Genomic DNA, 19370 nt, shown 5'->3' on the forward strand with positions numbered 1-19370 from the left:
GCCTCCTAGACGCGCTTGCGATAGACGGTGTCGAGCCAGACGGCGACAACCAGCACGGCGCCGACGACGATGCTCTGCAGCGGCGAATCGACGCCGAGCAGCACCATGCCGGACTGCAGCGACTGCATCAGCAGCGCGCCGAGCATGGCGCCGATGATCGTTCCCGAGCCGCCGGCGAGCGACGTGCCGCCAATGACGGCGGCTGCAATGACCAGCAGCTCGTCCAGCGTTCCAAGCACGTTGGTCGCCGAATTCTGCCGGGCCGAGGAGATCGCGGCGGCGATCGTGGCCAGCACGCCCATGATCATGAACACCTTCATGGTGACCCAGCGCGTGTTGATGCCGGCGAGATTGGCAGCCTCCGGATTGCCGCCGATGGCAAAGACATAGCGGCCGAACCGGGTGCGGTTTGTGATGAAGGTCATGACCAGCCCGACGGCGATCGCCATCAGCACCGGTATGGCGATGCCATGGGCGATGAACAGGCCGCCTTCGGGAACGGTGATGTTGTTGGCGGCCGCATACCTGTTGACGATGCCGATCGGCCAGGGATAGGAATTGGCGAGCCAGACCGCGCCCATGATGACGGCGCAGGTGACGACGCCGAGCAGCGCTTCGGCCCAGATCGGACGTAGCGGAAACCGGAAACGCTTGCGCTGCACTCGACCGTTGAACAGTGCAGACACCACGGCAAGGCAGGCGACGATCCCGACGACCCAGCTCCAGGTCGCGCCGATCGAGCCCGCCGGCCCGCCGCCCATGAGCTGAAAGGTGGCGTCAAGCGGCGCCACCGTCTGGCCGCTCGTGACCCACCAGGCGGCACCGCGCCAGACCAGCAGGCCGCCCAGCGTCACGATAAAGGCGGGCACTTCGAGATAGGCGATGACGAAGCCTTGAAAGGCTCCGATCAGCAGGCCGAGCGCCAGGCCGATGACCAATGCCAGGACCCAGATCCACGGATTGCCGAGTTCGAGCCCGACAAACCGCACCAGGAAATGCACCTGGGCAAAGCCCATCACCATGCCGATCAGGCCCTCGGCGGAACCGACGGACAGGTCGATGTTGCGCATGACGATGACCAGCACCATGCCGCAGGCCATAATGGCGACCGCCGATGTCTGCACCGACAGGTTCCACAGATTGCGCGGCGTGAGAAAGGTGCGGCTGTCGAAATCGAAAGGATTGACGCCGAGGCGCAGGCTGGAAATGACATGCAGCCCGATCCAGATGATCAGCAGGGCGCCGATCATCCCGAGCATGCGGGTATCGATCTCGGTCGCCTTCAGGAACCGGGCGACCGCGCCGAGCTCCGAGGCACGCGCTGTGTCGGCCTGCGGGTTGGACGTCGTGTCGGTCATGATTTCCTCCCACCGGCTGGCCGTCTGACGCGGATGCCGGACCCAGCCTAGAAGCTATCTGCGTGATGCGGAAACACAAATCTATTTGAGAAAACGCCGCGGCTTTTGGGCCGCGGCGTTCAGATATTTCGAAGTGATCCAGATCAGTTGCAGGCCGCGACGCTGCCGGCGGCGACGCCCGCGCAGACTTCGTCCTTCTTGATCCAGCCGGCGTCGATGACGACGTTGAGATTATCCTTGGTGATGGCAACCGGGGTCAGGAACAGCGACTTGACGGTGTTGCCGCCCGGCGTCGTGAAGTCCTTGGCGCCGGCAATGTCGCTCGTCTTCTTGCCATCGGCGAGCTGTGAGGCGATCTCGGCGGCGTTCTTGCCGAGTTCGCGCGCGTCCTTCCACACCGACACGGTCTGTGTGCCGAGCGCGATGCGGTTCAGCGCGGCGTGGTCGCCGTCCTGACCCGAGACCGGCACGGTGCCGGCCAACCCTTGGGCCGTCAACGCCGCGACGACGCCGCCGGCGGTGCCGTCATTGGCCGCGACCACGGCATCGACCTTGTTGTCGTTGGCGGTGAGGAACTGTTCCATGTTCTTCTGGGCGTTGGCGGGCAGCCAGCCGTCCGTATAGGCCTCGCCGACATTCTTGATCTTGCCGCTGTCGATGGCTTCCTTGAGCACTTCCATCGAGCCCGAGAACAGGAAGTCGGCATTCGGATCGGCACCCGAGCCCTTGATGAAGACATAGTTGCCTTCCGGCTTGACCTTGAACACTTCGCGGGCCTGCATGCGGCCGACTTCCTTATTATCGAAGGTCAGATAGAAGACGTCCTTGTTCTCGATCAGACGGTCATAGCCGACGACCGGAATGCCTTCGTCCAGCGCCTTCTGCACCGCCGGGCCGATGGCCGAGGCATCCTGCGCCAGGATGATCAGCGAGTTGGCGCCCTGCGAGATCAGGCTTTCGACATCGGTAAGCTGCTTGCCGGGATTGGACTGCGCATCGGCGGAGATGTACTTGTCGCCAGCTGCCTCGATCGCCGTCTTCATGGCAGCCTCGTCGGTCTTCCAGCGCTCTTCCTGGAAGTTGGACCACGAGACGCCGATGACCTTGTCCTTCGCCTGCGCGACCGACGCGAGCGTCAGCGACATGGCGACACCCGCCAGGATGGCGGCTGTGAATCTTTTCATAATATCCTCCCTGCGCCGCGTATGGCGCGACCAGACTGACCCTAAGGCCGGCACAGAGGCTCTATTTTTTCGAGCCTCGAAAAAATACTGGTCCAACACCCGAACGCTGTCAACATCGATTCTGATGGATTTTGATGTCCTTCCGAATTTTTTTCGAGCCTCGGAATAAATAAATGACAGGGCCGACCGCTTCTGCCAGTATTTGACCGCGTTGACGGCAGCGTTCCAGGAGCAGGAAAGAACCGCGGCGACCCGGAGGATGTGAAGAAACATGTCGGTCGGAATCCGCCACGACGATTTGCGCCGGCGCAACCGGGCGATGGTGATTGCGGCCGTGCGCCGCGCCGGACAGCCGTCCCGCACCGAGATCGCGGCGACCACGGGCCTCAGCCATTCGACCATCTCGGCGATCTCGTCCGACCTGATCGGTGAAGGCATCCTGACCGAAAGCAAGCCAAGCGAAGCCGGCTCACTCAGACGCGGTCGGCCGCAGGTCGGCCTCAGCCTCAATCCGGAAGCGGCGGCGGTGATGACCGTGGTGCTGTCGCTGAATTTCCTCTCCGTCGCCGTCATCGACTACGCCGGCCAGGTGATATCAGAGGAACAGCGCCGGCTGGACACGCAGACAATGTCGCGCGACGCGCTGATCGGCGAATGCGTCGGCATCGTGCGGCGCCGCCTCGAAGATCCCGATCTTGACGTCCGCAGCGTCGCCCGTATCGCGCTGGCGATCCAGGGCATCACCGATACCCATGCTCGCGCGATGCTTTGGTCGCCGATCACGCCGCACACCGACATCGCCTTCGCCGACATACTCGAAGACGAGTTCGGCATTCCCGCCACCGTGGAGAACGACTGCAACATGATGGCGATAGCGCTGCGCTGGCGCGATCCTGATCGCTACCGCGACGATTTCATCGCCATCCTCTTGTCGCACGGCATCGGCATGGGCCTGGTGCTGAAAGGCGAGCTGTTCACCGGCACCCATTCCTCGGGCGGCGAGTTCGGCCACATGATCCATCAGCCGAACGGCGCTCTGTGCCGCTGCGGACGGCGTGGCTGCGTCGAGGCCTATGCCGGCAACTACGCCATCTGGCGCAATGCAAGGCAGCTGGGCGAGGACGCAGAACCTGTCGCCGACGTCAGCGACGCCGACATGCGCGCCCTGGCGACCGCGGCCCGCGAAAAGGATGGCCCCGAGCGCGAGGCCTATCGCAAGGCTGGCGAAGCGCTCGGTTACGGCCTCGGCAGCCTGTTCGCGCTGATCGATCCGGCGCCCGTTGCCATGGTCGGCGTCAGCGCCGCCGCCTTCGACCTGATCGAGCCCGCATTGCGCGAGGCGATTGCCCAGACCGCCGGCGGCCAGCACTCGAAATCGATTTCCTTCGACACCGAGCCGAACGAACTGCCGCTGATCCGCGAAGGCTGCGCCATGCGCGCGCTGACCTTCGTCGACCAGGAGATTTTCGCGCCGGGCGCGCAGGCGAGAGGAAGCGTCGTAGGCAAAAACGTGGCGTGAATTCAGACGGGCGGGTTCAGTCCTCGCGGATCGCGTAACCTGCCCCGCGAATGGTGCGGATGACGTCGGGCATGCGGCCGTTGTTGACCGCCTTGCGCAGCCGGCCGACATGCACGTCGACCGTGCGCTCGTCGATGTAGATCGTCTCGCCCCAGACATTGTCGAGCAACTGGCTGCGCGAGAACACGCGGCCGGGATGGCGCATCATGAACTCGAGCAGGCGGAACTCGGTCGGCCCGAGTCGGATCTCGCTCTTCTTGCGATAGACCCGGTGCGATTCTCGATCGAGCACGATGTCGCCGACCTTCAGCACGCTGGACAGCACTTCCGGCTTGGCGCGGCGCAGCAGCGCCTTGACCCTGGCCATGAATTCCGGCGTCGAGAACGGCTTGACCAGATAGTCGTCGGCGCCGGTCGACAGGCCGCGTACGCGGTCGCTCTCCTCGCCGCGCGCAGTCAGCATGATGATCGGCAGCCGCTCGGTCTCGGGGCGCATTCTCAGCCGACGACAGAGTTCGATGCCGGAAACCGCCGGAACCATCCAGTCGAGCACGAGAAGGTCGGGAACGTTCTCCTGCAGCCGGATCTCGGCCTCGTCGCCGCGCGTCACCACCTCGACCTGGTAGCCTTCGGATTCGAGATTGTAGCGGAGCAGCACGCCTAGCGGCTCCTCGTCCTCCACCACCATGATGCGTGGCGCGATCATCGACTGGTCACCCCTGTCGTCATGCCGCCGGCGCGGACATCGCCGTTTCGTCCTGCTTCGGACGATTGGCGGGCAGTTGCGTACCGGTCAAAACATAATAGGCATTTTCGGCGATGTTGGTCACATGGTCGCCGATGCGCTCGAGGTTCTTGGCGCAGAACAGCAGATGCGTGCAGGCCGTGATGTTGCGCGGGTCTTCCATCATGTAGGTCAGGAGTTCGCGGAACACCGAAGTGTACTTGACGTCGATGCGTTCGTCGTCGGCACGCAGTTTCGCCAGGGCAGCGGCGTCGCGCGCCGCATATTCCTCGATCACGCCCTGCACCTGGATCAGCACCAGCTGCGCCATCCCGTCGATCGAATGCGACAGGTCGCGCGGCGTTACGCTGAGGCCGACGGTACCGACGCGCTTGGCGATGTTCTTGGCAAGGTCGCCGATGCGTTCGAGATCGCCGGCCATGCGGATCGAACCGACGACATGGCGCAGATCGTCGGCCATCGGCTGCCGCTTGGCGATCAACGTGATGGCGCGGTCATCGAGCTCGCGCTGGCGCGCATCCATGATCGCATCGTCGGAGACGACGCGCTGTGCCAGGGCGTTGTCGGAATTCAAAAGCGCCTTGGTCGCACCGCCGACCATCGAGCCGGCGAGATCGCCCATGTCGCTGATGAGCCTGCTGATCTGACCGAGATCTTCGTCGAAAGAAGCGACGGTATGTTCGCCCATGATCTTATCCCTCGTATGCCTGAACTCAGCCAAAGCGGCCGGTGATGTAGTCCTGCGTGCGCTTCTCGCGGGGCGACGTGAAGATCTTCTCGGTGCGGTCGAACTCGACCAGTTCGCCCAGATACATGAAGGCTGTCTGCTTCGACACGCGCGCCGCCTGCTGCATGTTGTGGGTGACGATGACGATCGTGTAGTCGGCTTGCAACTCGTCGATCAGCTCCTCGATCTTGGCGGTCGACAGCGGATCGAGCGCCGACGCCGGCTCGTCGAGCAGGATGACTTCCGGCTTCACCGCCACGGTGCGGGCGATGCAGAGCCGCTGCTGCTGGCCACCGGAGAGGCTGAGGCCGCTGGCGCTGAGCTTGTCCTTGACCTCGGTCCAGAGTGCCGCGCGCTTCAGCGCCTGCTCGACACGGCCGTCCATCTCGGACTTGCTGAGCTTCTCGTAGAGCCTGATGCCGAAGGCGATGTTTTCATAGATCGACATCGGGAACGGCGTCGGCTTCTGGAACACCATGCCTATCTTGGTCCGCAGCAGGTTGAGATCCTGCGAGCGGTCGAGAACGTTCTGGCCGTCGAGCAGCACCTGACCCTCGGCGGTCTGGTTGGGATAGAGTTCGTAGATGCGGTTGAAGACGCGCAGCAGCGTCGACTTCCCGCAGCCCGAAGGCCCGATGAAGGCGGTGACGCTGCGCTCGGGCAAGGACAGCGTGATGTCCTTCAGCGCCTTGCTCTGGCCGTAGTAGAAGTTGAGGTTCTTCACCTCGATCTTGACCTTGGCTGCGGCCTCGGCGGCGATCGTCATGTCTGGAGACAACATCTGGCTCATTTGTCCTCTCTGCGTCCGGTCAGGCTGCGAGCAACGATGCTGAGCGCGAGAACCGTCAATGTGATGATGAGTGCACCGGTCCAGGCCAGTTGCTGCCATTCCTCGTAAGGGCTGAGCGCGAACTGGAAGATGGTGACAGGCAGGCTGGCCATCGGCGCGTTGAGATTGCTAGACCAGAATTGGTTGTTGAGCGCTGTGAAGAGCAGCGGTGCCGTCTCGCCGGAGATGCGGGCGATCGACAGCAATATGCCGGTGACGATACCGGAAAGAGCGGCGCGGTAAGCAACCGACTTGATGACCACCCAGCGCGGCGCGCCGATCGCGGTGCCGGCCTCGCGCAAGGCGTTCGGCACCAAATTGAGCATGTCCTCGGTGGTACGCACGACAACCGGGATGACCAGGATGGCAAGTGCGACGGAACCGGCAAGGGCCGAGAAATGCCCCATCGGCCGCACCAGCAGTTCGTAGACGAACAGGCCGATGATGATCGACGGCGCCGACAACAAGATGTCGTTGATGAAGCGCACGATCGTGGTGAGGCGTGAGAAGCGGCCATACTCGGCCATATAGGTCCCTGCCAGCACGCCGATCGGCGTGCCGACGATGACGGCGATGACCGTCATCACCACGCTGCCATAGATGGCGTTGAGCAGGCCACCGGCATCGCCGGGCGGCGGCGTCATTTCGGTGAACACCGACACCGAGAGGCCGGCGAGGCCCTTGTAGAGAAGCGCGCCGAGAATGAGCGCCAGCCAGGCAAGTCCGATGCCCGCCGCGACCAGACAAAGCGTCATCATCAAGGAATTCGTCGTCTTGCGACGGCGGTGAAGCGATGTGGCTGTCGACATCGGTCAGGCTCCGGTGCGGCGATCGATGCGCATCAGCATGTAGCGTGCGATGGCAAGGATCAGGAAGGTGATGACGAAAAGGATCAGGCCAAGAGCAATCAGCGATGACGTGTAAAGCTCGCCATCGGCCTCGGTGAATTCATTGGCGATGGTCGCCGAAATCGTCGTGCCGGGCGCGAACAGCGAGGCGCTGATGCGATGCGCGTTGCCGATGACGAAGGTCACCGCCATGGTCTCGCCAAGCGCCCTGCCCAATCCCAGCATGACACCGCCCATGATGCCGACGCGGGTGTAGGGAATGACGACGCGGCGCGTAACCTCCCAGGTCGTGCAGCCAATGCCGTAGGCGGACTCTTTCAGCACCGCCGGCACCGTGTCGAAGACGTCCTTGGTGATCGAGGTGATGAAGGGCAGCACCATGATGGCAAGGATCATCGACGATGTCAGCAGGCCGATGCCGTAGGGCGGGCCGGCAAACAGGCTCGATAATACCGGGACGTCATGGAAAAGGTTGATGAAGAAAGGCTGGATCGTGGTCTGCACGAAAGGAGCGAAGATGAACAGGCCCCATATGCCATAGATGATCGACGGGATGCCGGCCAGAAGTTCCACCGCGATGCCGATCGGCCGGCGCAGCGGCCGCGGGCACAGCTCGGTCAGGAATATCGCAATGCCGATGCCGATCGGCACCGCAATCAGGATGGATATGGCTGCGGTGACGACAGTACCGTAGATCGGCGCCAGCGCGCCAAACTTCTCGGTAACCGGATTCCAGCTCTCGGTTGTCAGAAACGACACGCCAAAAGTCGACATCGCCTGCCATGATCCGACGAACAGCGAAATCGCGACGCCACCCAGGATCAGCAGAACGAGAATGGCGGAGAAGCGTGTGGCCGCCCGGAAAATCGCATCCGTGAGCGCGAAGCGCCGCACCGTTGCTTCCCTGGCCTGCATGGCGGCTAACGATGGCATGGCTTCGGAAACGGTAGTCATCTAGCCCTCGCGTTCAAAAGAAAATCGGGAGGGCGCCTGGAAGGCGCCCTCCCCGTCAAGGATTACATGGCCGAGTAGATCGGCTTGCCGTCGCTGCCGACGACGTCCTTGGCCCAGGTGTCCTCGATGCTCTTGACCACGTTGTCAGGCATCGGGACGTAGTCGAGTTCGCTGGCCATCTCGTCGCCCTTGGCATAGGACCAGGCGAAGAACTTGAGCGCTTCACCCGTGGCAGCGGCATCATCGGGCTTCTTGTACAGAAGAACCCATGTCGCCGCCGTCATCGGCCAGGATTCCGCACCTGGCTGGTTGGCGAGAATCACGCCATAGCCCGGCTGCGAGCTCCAGTCGGCATTGGCGGCTGCGGCCGAGAACGCTGCCGCCGTCGGCTCAACCTTCTTGCCATCCTTGTTCATCATGTCAGTGTAGGTGAGCTTGTTCTGCTTGGCATAGGCGTATTCGACATAGCCGATCGCACCGCCGGTCTGCGAGACGTTGTTTGCAACGCCCTCATTGCCCTTGGCGCCGATGCCAACCGGCCACTCGAGAGCCGTGTTGACGCCGACCTTCGACTTCCAGTCGGCGTTGGCGTCGGCGAGATAGTAGCTGAAGTTGAACGTGGTGCCCGAACCGTCGGAGCGATGCACCACCGCGATCGCCTGCGAAGGCAGCTTGGCATCCGGATTGAGCTTCTTGATCGCGGCGTCGTCCCACTGCGTGATCTTGCCCATGAAGATGTCACCGAGGGTCGGGCCGTCGAGAACCAGTTCGCCCGGCTTGATGCCTTCCAGATTGACGACGGGGACGATACCGCCCATCACCATCGGAAACTGTACAAGCCCGATAGACTCGAGATCCTCGCCTTTCAGCGGCGCGTCGGAGGCGCCGAAGGTAACAGTCTTGGCCTTGATCTGCTTGATGCCGCCGCCAGAGCCGATCGACTGGTAGTTGAGACCGTTGCCAGTCTCTTTCTTGTAGGCATCAGCCCACTTCGCATAGATCGGATAGGGGAAAGTAGCGCCAGCACCGGAGATGTCCGCGGCCATTGCAGCGGAAAGGGTGAGAGTGGACGCCGCGGCCATTGCAATTGCAACGGCCGCCGAGCGGATGAAATGTCTCATGTGGCCTGCTCCTGTTCGGAAGATGGTCTCTCGGCGCCATTCCTCTCGGCGCCCGCTGAGGCCAATAGCCTTCGATTATTACAGTCGCATGACAGTTTGATGTCACCCCGGTAACGCGTCATCGGGGTGGAGAAAACGCCGGCCAGCCGGCACTCCCGATTGAGCCCGGCTTTGCTCCCGGAATCAGGCACTTGCGCCGTTTCAGGCCGAGACCGGCCTGAAGTTTCGGGGCTGCCGCCTCGGCAAAGAAAATCCGGACGGGAGCGCGTTGCTCTCGGCCAGACGGTGTCGTGGCCGGGCCATCGCCGAAAACAGGTCCGTTGGGGTAGGTTGACGCTGTCTCATGCCGGCGGTCGCTGCTCCCGCCCGTAACTGGAAAGAGCGGAATTCGAATGTCTCCATTGTCTCGGCTGGTTGCCGCCTTTGATATGGTGCGATCGCGCCATAGTCTTGGCCGCTGGCGGGGGCGCGAATCTTCGCCGCATTCCCCGCAACCGGCCGGAACCGGCGCGACGTCGGCCCTTAGCCGGCGTTGCGCTGAGCCTGGCGGCTGACGCCGACCCAGCGCTCGACCTTCTCGAGCAGGGCGCGGGGACTGATCGGCTTGGGCAGATAATCGTCCATGCCGGCCTCCAGGCAGCGCTCGCGATCACCCTTCAGGGCATGCGCGGTGACGCCGACGATCGGCACATGCGTGCCGGTCTCTTCCTCCAGCCGGCGAATGGCGGCGGTTGCCTCGAGCCCGTTCATCTCGGGCATCGAGACGTCCATCAGGATCATGCACGGATTGAGCCGGCCGAAGGCGTCCAGTGCCTTGCGGCCATTGCCGACGATCTCGAAACCATAGCCGGTCTCGCCGAGAATCTGGGTGAACACCATCTGGTTCACCTCATTGTCCTCGGCCACCAGGATATCCAGCCTGTCGCCGCCCCCCGTCACGGGTGGCCGGGGGCGAATCGAAGGCGGTTGCAGCAGTGCCCGCTGTTCGGACGGCGCCGAGGGCTGTGACCGCGCAACATTGCTCGCAGCGACGTCGGCTGCGAGCGGCAGCGCGTCGCTGCCGCTCGTGTTGTGGCGATGCCGCTGGATGGTGGCGACCAGCGTTTCCAGCAGCACCGAAGAGCGCGCCGGCTTGATCAGCTGGGCATCGATGCCAAGATCGCGATAGCTGGTGTTGGCGAGCGACTGATCGACCGAGGTCAGCATGATGATCGGCGTCTCGGCGAGGCCGGCGGTGTTGCGCACGACCCGCGCCATTTCGGCGCCGCTCATCTCAGGCATCTGGTAGTCGAGCACGACGCAGTCGACCGGCACGCCATAGGCGGCGGCGGCGACGAGCACCTTGAGGCCCTCGGCGCCGCTCTCTGCGGCGCAGGAATCGAAGGTCCACGATGTCATCTGCTCGGTCAGGATGGCCCGGTTGACGGCATTGTCGTCGACGATCAGCACGCGCGCGCCGGTCACGTCCACCGGCATGATGCGCTGCGCATTCTGTTGTCCGGCCTTGGGCAGCGTCACCGTGAACCAGAAGGTCGAGCCCTTGCCTTCGGCGCTCTCGACACCGATGTCGCCACCCATCAGTTCGACCAGCCGCGAGGTGATGGCAAGACCAAGTCCGGTGCCCTCATGCCGCCTCGTCGAGGAGGTGTCAACCTGGCTGAATTTTTCGAACACCAGTTTCAGTTTCTCCGCGGGGATCCCTATGCCGGTATCGGTGACCGAGATGGTCAGCTTGGTTCCCGTCGGAACCCGTTCGCCGGTCACGTCGACCAGCACATGGCCCTCGTCGGTGAACTTCACCGCATTGCCGAGCAGGTTGGTGACGATCTGCCGGATGCGGCCGACGTCACCGATGAAATGGTCGCCAAGCCCGGGCTCGACGCGCACGATGAGCTCGAGGTCCTTCTCCTTGGCGCGTGTCGATACCAGCGTCGCGACGTCCTCGATCGCCTCGGCAAGATTAAAGGGCGCCGGATCGAGCACCAGCTGACCGGCATCGATCTTGGAGAAGTCCAGGATGTCGTTGATGATGGTGAGCAGCGCGTTGCCCGATTTCACGATGATGTCGGTAAATGTCTTCTGCTTCGGGTCGAGGTCCGATTTGGCCAGGAGTTCGGCCATGCCGAGCACCCCGTTCATCGGCGTGCGGATCTCGTGGCTCATATTGGCGAGGAATTCCGACTTGGCGCGATCGGCGAGCACGGCGCGCTGCCGGGCCTCGCGCAGTTCGGCCTCGCGCGTCTTCAACTCGGTGATGTCGGTGGTCGAGCCGATCAGGTAGAGCGATCCATCGGAGGCGATCATCGCCCCCTTGCGAGCAAACTGATGTCGCACGCTGCCGTCGGCCGCCGTCACCGTCTCTTCGACTTCTTGCGTTTCACCGGTGCGCAGGACCGCAAGGTCGCTGTCGACGAAGGCTTGGCCATCCGGCCCGAAGATCTCGATGTCGGTCTTGCCGATAGCCTCTTCCTTGCTGAAGCCGGTGAGATCGCACCAGCCCTTGTTGACGTAGAACTGCCTGAGGTCGGAGCGCTTGGCGTAGATCGACACCGGCACATTGTCGATCAGGCTGCGGAACACCTCGTTCTCGCGCATGCTCTCTTCAAGCGCGCGCTCGCGCGCCTTGACGTCGGTGATGTCGGTGCTGGAGCCGACCAGATGCACTGACCCGTCCAGCGCCACCAGACGGCTCTTGCGCGTCATCAATTGCCGAACCGTGCCGTCGAGATGGGTGACGGGTTCCTCGACCTCCTTGCCGGCGCCTGTCAGGGCGACTTGCGTGTCGTCCTGACTGTAGCCATCGGCGTCCTGCGCGCCGAATAGCTGGCGGTCGGTGCGGCCGATGACATCCTCCTTGGCGAAGCCGGTTATCGCGCACCAGGCCTTGTTGACGAATTCGATGCTGAGGTCTTGCGCCTTGATGAAGGCGGCCACCGGCAACTCGTCCAGCACGTGCCGGAACAGATCGATCTGGCGCATCGAGTCGCGCAATGCCGCCTCGCGGCTCTTTATATCCGTGATGTCGACGCGCACGCCGATGAACGTGCCGTCATCGGTGCGCATGTCGTAGACTTGGTACCAGCGCCCATCGGCATTGAGGCGCTCGTAGGACGAATTTGGCAGACGGTAGCGCGCCAGCACGCCGTCCGACCAACGTTCGGCATCGACCTCGTAGAGCTTGTCGAGCTCGGGATCGCCACACGAGCGGAAATAGCCGACCGAATGGCCGAACTCTAATGCTTCGCGGAAGGTGCGGCCGGGCTGCCAGAACGGCTTCAGCGCCGGCAGCGTGTCCTGCAGCTTGCGGTTGGCGAAGACGAACTTATCGTCGCGGTCGTAGATGATGACGGCGGCCGGCAGGGATTCCAGCACGGTTGCAAGGTTCTTACGAGCATCCTCGGCTTCCGTCTCGCGGCGCTTCATTTCGGAAATGTCGAACAGGAAACCGGCAACGTAGTTGCGGCCGCTGGCCATGCCGACGCGGCTCTTCCTGACGATACGCGAGCGGTTGGCGCCATCGGCCTCGAAATTCTCTTCCACTTCGTAAGCGCGTCCGGTGGCAAGCACGTCCCGTTCGCTCTGCTCGAAAAGCGCGGTGTCGTTCGTTGACAGGAAATCGCCGCCGGGCTTGCCGAGCATGGCTAGCGGCGTCTGGCCAAACAAGGCGGCGAACGCCTCGTTGACGAAGACGAAGCGCAGATGGTCGTCCTTGACGAAGATCGGATCCTTGACGGCGTTGATCACGGCTTCCGCCAGTCGCGCTTTCTCCAGCGCGTCGGCAAGTTCGGCCTCGCGGTCCTTCATATCGGTGACGTCGACATAGGAGATCAGCCGCCTGCCGCCGGCCAGCGGCGCCATCGACGAGATCAGCGTGCGGCCGTCATTGCGCGGGAACTGCCGCGATCCGGTGGTCCCGGCCCTGATTTCCGCCTCGCGCTCGGCTATGTGCTGCTGCCATGTCGCATCGTCGGAACCATACGGGTCGATATCGCGGCTGGCGTCCATAAGATCGCGGAAGCTGCAGCCGATCTCGGCGCGCCGGGCGTCGATCTGCCAGAAATCGTAGAACGCACGGTTGATGACTTCGGCGCGCATATCGGCATCGAGGACGAGGACACCGATCGGCATCTGGTCGACCATGGCGCGGAGATTGGCGAAGGTCTCTGCGATTTTGGCGTTGGCGCTCTCGATCTCGGCATCGCGATTCTTGATCTCGGTGACCTCATAATAGGTCAACAGCCGCTTGCCCCCGGACAGCGCCGTCACCGAGAACATCATCGTCCGGCCGTCGGCATGTGCAAACTCGCGCGGCGCGACGGAGCCGGCGCGAATCTCCTCGGTACGGGTGGCGAGGTAGCGCTGCCATTGCTGTTCGCCGATGTCGCCATAGATACCGTTGCGGCGGTTGAGTTCCATCAACAGGCTGAACGGTGCGCCGACGGTCACGGCACCGTCCGGAATCCTGGAGAGGTCGCGATAGGCCTTGTTGACGATCAGCGTGTCGAGCCTGGCGTCGAGAAGCACGACGCCCATGTGCATGGCGTCCATCGTCCGCTCGAGATCGGCCAGATGCTGGTCGGGTTCGCCATCCGCCGATGGTCCCTGCTCCTGACTTTTGAAGGCGCCGGCCAGTGCGGTGACATTACGCCCGATGCCGCGATAGCCGGCAAATCTTCCCTCGCCGTCGAACCTTGGAAAGCCCGATGTCAAAACCCAGCGGCAATCGACGCTGCCACCCTTGAACTCATAGACGAAGTCGCGAAAAGGCCGGTGCGCCTGCAGGTCATCCAGATGCGCGGCGCCAGTGCGGTCACCGTTCAGGACCTGGTTGAGGAAGTCGAAGCGGAACCGGCCAAGCACGTTTGCCGGATCGATGCCGGTGGCTGCCTGATAGTTTTCCGAAAGCCAGGAGAAGCGCAGTTCGGCGTCGGTCTCCCAGACCCAGTCCGAACCGGCTTCGACAAGTTGGCGAAGCGTATCGGTCGAATCCATGCAAGTCGCGGACGACGATGCATCATCGCCATGCGCTGTGGGTTTGCGAGGCCCCCGCTTGCCGCGCGCGCCGATTGTTTCGTCTGCTTCCGCCATGCCGTCCCCACCCCGAAAACCAAGGCCGAACCCTCCCCCCGCGGTTCGTCGGCGGAATGTGCCCGAGAAGCATTAACGACCCGCTAACCTTAACGGCCGGTTAGACAGATCGCCCGGCGCGGCATGCGTTGTTCCGACCCGTTGTCGGCGGGAGCAAAGCCGCTATATAAGCAACGGCAGGGGTATTGCTGATGTGTGGACGGATTGTGCCTTTTTTCATGGGGCTGGCGCTGCTTTTGGGCAGCGGCTGCTCGCGCAGTTATGACGGGACCGTCGTCATCCCGAGACCGCTCGATGTCCGGCGTTTTTGGGATCGTCCGCCACCGAACGTCGACTATGGGCCATCCGAGGTCGAAAACGGCGTCTTTCCGGTGGCGCCACAGCCGCCGGGGCGGTATTCAGAGCGCCGGGTCATGACGCACGCCGCGCCGCCCAGGCGGCACCAGACGAGGTTGCCCGCGTCAGCGTCCCTGTCCGCCCCGGCGAAACCACTCACATGCAGGAACGTCAGCGAACCCGGCAAGAGAGCTCGGATGATCTGCGACTAGAAGCATGATCCCTAAAAGTGGGAACCGCCTTCGGATAAGATTACAGGAAAACGATCGGTAAATAGCTTTCGTAACTAGCTTTCGGTGAACCTGCGTTCACAGCGAGGCGGCGCCCTTTTTCGGCTCTTTCGCACCGAGCTTGTCGAGTGCGAGACGAACCCGACGCAGATCGTCCTGCCAGCCGTCATCGTCGGCCATCGGGCTCTCCGAGGCCGCCCGCTGAAGCCCGCGCGCCTCGGATTCAATCTCGCGCAGTTCAGCGATTTTCTGTTCGGCGGTCAGGGAGCCGTCTTCGACGATCTCCAGCACCCGCATTTCCCTGAACGTGGCCATGGCGTTTCTCCTGGCTGATGTCGATCACAACGCCGTGAGCGCCTCTCTGTTCCAGGCAGATTTCATGATCCAGCCGGATCGCAAAAGGCTTACGGCAGCAGGTCATCCGTCAATGATGGTCAGTCGGCAGGGAAGAAGGCCGGGCCGACCACACGCACCGGCCGCTTGCCAGCCTCGATCGACTGATGCTGGGCGGCGCTCGGGGCTTGGGCATCGGGCACCGGAACGGCTGCCACGGTGCCAAGATCTGGGTTGCCGAGATCCGGGGTGCCAAGATCCGGCTTTGCTGTCGGCGTTGCTCATGTCGGCGGGCGTCACCGTCCTGGCGCGCAGTTCTGTGACCCGCTGGTAGTAGCGCTTGACGTCGCATGCCTTGAAATTCGCGTCATCACGGTATCTGAAGGCGGCCGGCAGCTCGGTATAGGGCTTGCGCGTATCGAGCGCGACCATCTGGTCGGTTTCGAGGCTGGCGTCGCTCAACGTGTAGAGCTCGACGCTGGGATCATCGCAGATATAGCGTCACTGATCGGCCGTCTCCTTCAGATCGCCGCTGGCGGCGAATTGCGACTTTGGCGCAGGGAAGAAGTACCCGTCCGACAGGCGCACGCTAAACAGCATCGCATTGCCGCCGCGCGCCGCACCCGCCGATTGGGTCCCTGGTGTGGGGGGTGTGGGCCGTTGTTGCTTTGCCGAAGGCGCGCAGCCGAGTGCGACGAACCGCGCTCGCAGGCCCGCTGTATCCCCACCCGAATTCGCCGCGGCAGCGATCCGGCGCTGCACATCCGTGCGGCTCCTAGTGAGGTCGGCGTAGGCATTGAAGAGGCACCGAGCGAACTTTTCGCCGTACACTGTCGCTGTCTCTCGATATTCTGGATAGCGGCGAGTTGCCGGCGCAGCTGGGCAAGCTCCGGGCTCGCCCCGCCGCTGCGGCCGGCCGAAAGCAACTGGTTTCTGATTGCGCCGCAGCTGTCCGCGTAGGACGAAAGCGTGCCGAACAAAACCGCCGAACCGATATCAGAGCGATCATCATGAGAGACCAGAAACGGATCATCGGGACGACTTGGTCCTTCTTGCTGAGAACCTGGAATTGCGACCCTTGACTTCGGTGAGCTTAGACCAAATGAGTAACGTCTAATTTTTGCAAGCTTTTGAGCCTGAATAGACCTTCACATAGTGTATTAGGTCGCCTCCTGTAAATTCGATATTATATTTTTATTTCAAGATTGAGACGAACCCGAAAACAATGCGACGACGATTGTCGAGAGTCCGCAGCGACGAACCCAGGATCAATCCCCCGTTACCGCCAGGCGCATTTGAAACCTTTGCCCGGCCTCCGGCGTTGAATGGCCAAAGGAGAACACAGATGTCGATCCACTTCACGGTCTCGGACCTGACAAGAAACCTTTTTCACTCGCTGGGGCTGGATCATGAGCGCGCGCCACGGCCTCTCAACCCCGAGCAAAGCCTGTTGCTGGAATGCTATCTGGCTGGCCAGGTTCCGGAATCGGCCTGGAACGACTACGTCTTCGAGACGCCCGACCTTGCCCGGCATGCCGAGGCAAGGCGCAGTCACCATTGAGCCGTGCGGCACGGGCCGAGCGCACCTTGGCAATGCGGCTTGCGCCGCTCGTGAGTTATTTGGGAGAGGCGAATTGCAACGTGAACACGTTGCCGGCGATCCCTTGCGCCAGCTTCGATGAGAAGGTCAGGGGCAGGCAATTCTGCAAAGTCGCTGTCGCGGCGTCGACAAACGATTTTTTCGCCTTGGCATCGCCATCCACCTTGATGGCTGTCGGCCTCGGCGGGCCAATCAGCGTGCCGTCCCGCTTGAAGCTGAAGCTCAAGGTGACGCTGGCAGTTCCGGCGTCCGCCGGCGGTGTCCAGCATGCCTGGATGGCGGCCCCGACATCGTTCATGGTGTTGAGTTCGGCCGCATTTGAAGGATGAACGGCGCCCGCCAGCATCACGCCCGCAACCGCAACCCGCCTCGCAACGCTTTTCATCGCCAGCCCTCGTCTCACGCCTGACCGACATCCTTGCCGAACTGGATGGTAGGGCCAATGCCGGCAATGACAATATCTCTCTCGGCAAAAGTTGACGCCAAAAAAAGGCGACACCGGACGAGGCCTGTGGCCCGATCGCTGCTCGACCCCGCCCCGGCGATAGAGCAATTCCAGGAAAAGGTGAAACGGTTTTCCGTCCCGGAATTGCGTCAAACAAAGAGGTGGCGCGCGAAAAGCAAAAAGGCCGGCATAGCGCCGACCTTTCCTATCGCTACGACGTTCCGCGCCAGTACATCCGTGGTCGCGGCCCGAAAGCGAATTGCCTCCAGTAGACAGGGCTTAGGTTAACGAATCCTTAAGCTCAGGCCTTGGCCTGCGACTTCACATGGGCGATGTAGCCGCGCACGTCGCCGGCCGGCTCGCTATAGGCGTTGCCGAGCTTCTTCTCGACCGCCGCCATATACTCCTTCGCCCATTTGGGCAGGGGATAGTCGATAACCGCCAGGAATTCGAGCGTCGCCGCCAGGCGGATATCGGCGATCGACGGGTGCGTGCCGCCGATGAACGGCTTGCCGTCCCGGAAGAAGCTGTGAAACACCTCCAGCGGCTCGGCAATCGCCGCCATGGCTGCCTTCTGGGCCTCCGACTTCTTGTCGGGGTGGGCGTCGCTGTGGCCGACCTCGCCGGCATAGTGCGGGAAGCCGAGAGCCGGATAGGTGGCCCGCGCCACATAGGGGTAGAGCGTACCGACCAGGTAGAACATGGCGCTGTCGACCATCGCCCGCTTGGCCGGCGCCTTCGGATAGAATTTCCCCAGCCCATGCTTGTTGGAGAGGTATTGCATGATGGCGCAGCTTTCCCATAACACGCCTCTGGGAAGGCCCTTGTCCTCGATCATCGGCGTCAAATGGGCGGGGTTTCGCGCCATGAATTCCGGCGAACGGGTGTAGCCCCAGGCATCGGTCTCGGCGGTGTCCAGCCCGGCCGCGCGCGCGAATACCCGGACAGTCATGTTGTTGACGCTGGGCTTCAGCATGCTGAGCTTCACGGCAGGTTTCTTCGCCGGCTTCGCCTTGGCCTTCGCGGCAGGCTTGGCGGCTGCCTTGGCCGTCGGCTTTGCCGCGGCTTTCGCCGCAGGCTTGGCGGCTGCTTTGGCCGCTGGTTTCCTAGCACTCTTCGTCGCTGTCTTGGCCATGTGTTCCTCCTCTGGTCTCTTCAGTATGGGTTCTTCGCTGCCCGGTCATCCGACAGGGTTGCGCGGGAACGCTCGACGAGCGCCTGGATCGCATCGGCGAGATGCACTTCCGCTATGTTGTAGTCGCCGCGCGCGACCCGCCGTCGGTGCGCTTCCATCAGCACGTCGGCATGGGTGAAGCCCGCCGGCGGCTCGAAGCGGTAGGAGGCGAGTTCGATCAGCAGGCCGAGCGGATCCTCGAAATAGATCGAATCCATGAAGCCTCGATCCTTGACGCCGCTGTGCTTGATCCCGCGCTCGTCAAGCCGGGCGACCGCCTGCAAGAAGGTGACGCGCGACACCGAAAAGGCAATATGGTGGACGCAACCCGGATCGGTCGGCGTGCGGCGCTTCTCCAGCGTGCGGCTCTCATCAGTGAAGATGGTGATCAGCCGGCCGTCGCCCGGATCGAAATAGAGATGGCTTTCGCTCGCCTTGTCGAGGTTGGGCTGCTCGAAGATGAACGGCATGCCGAGCACGCCCTCCCAGAAATCGATCGAGGTCTGGCGCCCGGCGCCGACCAGCGTGACGTGATGAACGCCCTGCGATTGCAATTTCTGCATTGGTCTCCCTCCGAGGCATCGACTGCCCGTCCGGATCCGCCCAACACCCGGCGTTCTGCGCGCCGCTGGAGCCGTGCCTCAGGACCCATGACGCGATGCTAATGCAATCGGCCCCGCAGCGCCAGAAGTCACGAACGCGACCCGGATCGGGCGATTGAGGGAGACCTGAGAGATTAGCGGTCTTCGGTCGAAACCGAATTGCGTCCAATCCCAGCACGCTAGGCCGTGTGGACGAATTGACTCAGGCATAGGTTTTGGGGTTCCGCTGACGAATCCAGTCTGATTCATGGATTGTCGACTGATTTGGAGGTCGGCG

The 19370-nt window shown here is 62.8% G+C and carries 17 protein-coding genes; 2 read left to right on the forward strand and 15 right to left on the reverse strand.

Features of this window, described 5'->3' with window-relative positions; translation table 11 throughout:
* Positions 1–5: 5 nt before the first annotated feature.
* Entirely contained in the window at positions 6–1358 is a 1353-nt protein-coding gene (locus tag ASD12_RS15340; protein ID WP_056587411.1) for a sugar ABC transporter permease, read from the reverse strand.
* 143 nt (positions 1359–1501) lie between these two features.
* A complete protein-coding gene (gene xylF, locus ASD12_RS15345; protein WP_056587413.1) occupies positions 1502–2542 on the reverse strand; it encodes a D-xylose ABC transporter substrate-binding protein in 1041 nt (346 codons plus the stop codon).
* A gap of 271 nt (positions 2543–2813) precedes the next feature.
* Between xylF and ASD12_RS15350 the strand changes: the two genes are divergently transcribed.
* Entirely contained in the window at positions 2814–4061 is a 1248-nt protein-coding gene (locus ASD12_RS15350; RefSeq protein ID WP_056587416.1) for an ROK family protein, read from the forward strand.
* A gap of 16 nt (positions 4062–4077) precedes the next feature.
* Here ASD12_RS15350 and phoB read toward each other — a convergent pair whose 3' ends face one another.
* From phoB to ASD12_RS35325, 10 genes are all read right to left on the reverse strand, one after another.
* On the reverse strand, positions 4078–4767 hold the full coding sequence (gene phoB / locus ASD12_RS15355) for a phosphate regulon transcriptional regulator PhoB (protein WP_010911896.1): 690 nt from the start codon (positions 4765–4767) through the stop codon (positions 4078–4080).
* A gap of 19 nt (positions 4768–4786) precedes the next feature.
* The gene (gene phoU / locus ASD12_RS15360) at positions 4787–5494 is read right to left on the reverse strand and encodes a phosphate signaling complex protein PhoU (protein WP_056587420.1); all 708 of its coding nucleotides are present in this window, start codon (positions 5492–5494) and stop codon (positions 4787–4789) included.
* Between the two features lie 25 nt (positions 5495–5519).
* On the reverse strand, positions 5520–6323 hold the full coding sequence (gene pstB, locus ASD12_RS15365) for a phosphate ABC transporter ATP-binding protein PstB (protein WP_056587423.1): 804 nt from the start codon (positions 6321–6323) through the stop codon (positions 5520–5522).
* Complete coding sequence (gene pstA / locus ASD12_RS15370) at positions 6320–7171, reverse strand: phosphate ABC transporter permease PstA (RefSeq protein ID WP_056587426.1); 852 nt, start codon at positions 7169–7171, stop codon at positions 6320–6322. Before pstA ends, pstB begins: the two co-directional genes overlap by 4 nt.
* A gap of 3 nt (positions 7172–7174) precedes the next feature.
* On the reverse strand, positions 7175–8164 hold the full coding sequence (pstC, locus tag ASD12_RS15375) for a phosphate ABC transporter permease subunit PstC (RefSeq protein ID WP_056587429.1): 990 nt from the start codon (positions 8162–8164) through the stop codon (positions 7175–7177).
* A gap of 62 nt (positions 8165–8226) precedes the next feature.
* The gene (gene pstS / locus ASD12_RS15380) at positions 8227–9285 is read right to left on the reverse strand and encodes a phosphate ABC transporter substrate-binding protein PstS (protein ID WP_056587432.1); all 1059 of its coding nucleotides are present in this window, start codon (positions 9283–9285) and stop codon (positions 8227–8229) included.
* A gap of 522 nt (positions 9286–9807) precedes the next feature.
* Positions 9808–14373, reverse strand: coding sequence for a PAS domain-containing protein (locus ASD12_RS15385; protein ID WP_056587435.1), 4566 nt, complete (start codon positions 14371–14373; stop codon positions 9808–9810).
* A 644-nt stretch (positions 14374–15017) separates the two neighbouring features.
* Positions 15018–15254, reverse strand: coding sequence for a hypothetical protein (locus tag ASD12_RS15390; RefSeq protein ID WP_056587438.1), 237 nt, complete (start codon positions 15252–15254; stop codon positions 15018–15020).
* Positions 15255–15356: 102 nt separating this feature from the next.
* Positions 15357–15734: a DUF2865 domain-containing protein gene (locus ASD12_RS35320; RefSeq protein WP_244482857.1), complete on the reverse strand. Its 378-nt coding sequence runs from the start codon at positions 15732–15734 to the stop codon at positions 15357–15359.
* A gap of 39 nt (positions 15735–15773) precedes the next feature.
* Entirely contained in the window at positions 15774–16103 is a 330-nt protein-coding gene (locus tag ASD12_RS35325; RefSeq protein WP_244482858.1) for a hypothetical protein, read from the reverse strand.
* 514 nt (positions 16104–16617) lie between these two features.
* On the opposite strand from ASD12_RS35325, the gene ASD12_RS15400 reads away from it, so the two are divergent.
* Entirely contained in the window at positions 16618–16833 is a 216-nt protein-coding gene (locus tag ASD12_RS15400; protein WP_056587441.1) for a hypothetical protein, read from the forward strand.
* Positions 16834–16888: 55 nt separating this feature from the next.
* Here ASD12_RS15400 and ASD12_RS15405 read toward each other — a convergent pair whose 3' ends face one another.
* The 3 genes from ASD12_RS15405 to ASD12_RS15415 form a co-directional block, all read right to left on the reverse strand.
* Positions 16889–17257, reverse strand: a complete 369-nt coding sequence (locus ASD12_RS15405; RefSeq protein WP_056587444.1) for a hypothetical protein — start codon at positions 17255–17257, stop codon at positions 16889–16891.
* A gap of 361 nt (positions 17258–17618) precedes the next feature.
* The gene (locus tag ASD12_RS15410; protein ID WP_056587446.1) at positions 17619–18452 is read right to left on the reverse strand and encodes a glutathione S-transferase family protein; all 834 of its coding nucleotides are present in this window, start codon (positions 18450–18452) and stop codon (positions 17619–17621) included.
* Positions 18453–18472: 20 nt separating this feature from the next.
* Positions 18473–19054 carry a VOC family protein gene (locus ASD12_RS15415; RefSeq protein ID WP_056587449.1) on the reverse strand — a complete coding sequence of 194 codons (582 nt, stop codon included), beginning with the start codon at positions 19052–19054 and terminating at the stop codon, positions 18473–18475.
* Between the last annotated feature and the right edge of the window lie 316 nt (positions 19055–19370).

The organism is Mesorhizobium sp. Root102, from assembly GCF_001425625.1.
GTDB lineage: Bacteria > Pseudomonadota > Alphaproteobacteria > Rhizobiales > Rhizobiaceae > Mesorhizobium.

Excerpts from the sequence above, each read along its gene's own strand:
- ASD12_RS15350 (WP_056587416.1), top strand. The coding sequence starts at position 2,814 with ATGTCGGTCGGAATCCGCCACGACGATTTGCGCCGGCGCAACCGGGCG.
- xylF (WP_056587413.1), bottom strand. The coding sequence starts at position 2,542 with ATGAAAAGATTCACAGCCGCCATCCTGGCGGGTGTCGCCATGTCGCTG.
- ASD12_RS15400 (WP_056587441.1), top strand. The coding sequence starts at position 16,618 with ATGTCGATCCACTTCACGGTCTCGGACCTGACAAGAAACCTTTTTCAC.
- ASD12_RS15385 (WP_056587435.1), bottom strand. The coding sequence starts at position 14,373 with ATGGCGGAAGCAGACGAAACAATCGGCGCGCGCGGCAAGCGGGGGCCT.
- ASD12_RS15415 (WP_056587449.1), bottom strand. The coding sequence starts at position 19,054 with ATGCAGAAATTGCAATCGCAGGGCGTTCATCACGTCACGCTGGTCGGC.
- ASD12_RS15405 (WP_056587444.1), bottom strand. The coding sequence starts at position 17,257 with ATGAAAAGCGTTGCGAGGCGGGTTGCGGTTGCGGGCGTGATGCTGGCG.
- ASD12_RS15340 (WP_056587411.1), bottom strand. The coding sequence starts at position 1,358 with ATGACCGACACGACGTCCAACCCGCAGGCCGACACAGCGCGTGCCTCG.
- pstS (WP_056587432.1), bottom strand. The coding sequence starts at position 9,285 with ATGAGACATTTCATCCGCTCGGCGGCCGTTGCAATTGCAATGGCCGCG.
- phoB (WP_010911896.1), bottom strand. The coding sequence starts at position 4,767 with ATGATCGCGCCACGCATCATGGTGGTGGAGGACGAGGAGCCGCTAGGC.
- phoU (WP_056587420.1), bottom strand. The coding sequence starts at position 5,494 with ATGGGCGAACATACCGTCGCTTCTTTCGACGAAGATCTCGGTCAGATC.
- ASD12_RS15410 (WP_056587446.1), bottom strand. The coding sequence starts at position 18,452 with ATGGCCAAGACAGCGACGAAGAGTGCTAGGAAACCAGCGGCCAAAGCA.
- pstC (WP_056587429.1), bottom strand. The coding sequence starts at position 8,164 with ATGACTACCGTTTCCGAAGCCATGCCATCGTTAGCCGCCATGCAGGCC.
- ASD12_RS15390 (WP_056587438.1), bottom strand. The coding sequence starts at position 15,254 with ATGGCCACGTTCAGGGAAATGCGGGTGCTGGAGATCGTCGAAGACGGC.
- pstA (WP_056587426.1), bottom strand. The coding sequence starts at position 7,171 with ATGTCGACAGCCACATCGCTTCACCGCCGTCGCAAGACGACGAATTCC.
- pstB (WP_056587423.1), bottom strand. The coding sequence starts at position 6,323 with ATGAGCCAGATGTTGTCTCCAGACATGACGATCGCCGCCGAGGCCGCA.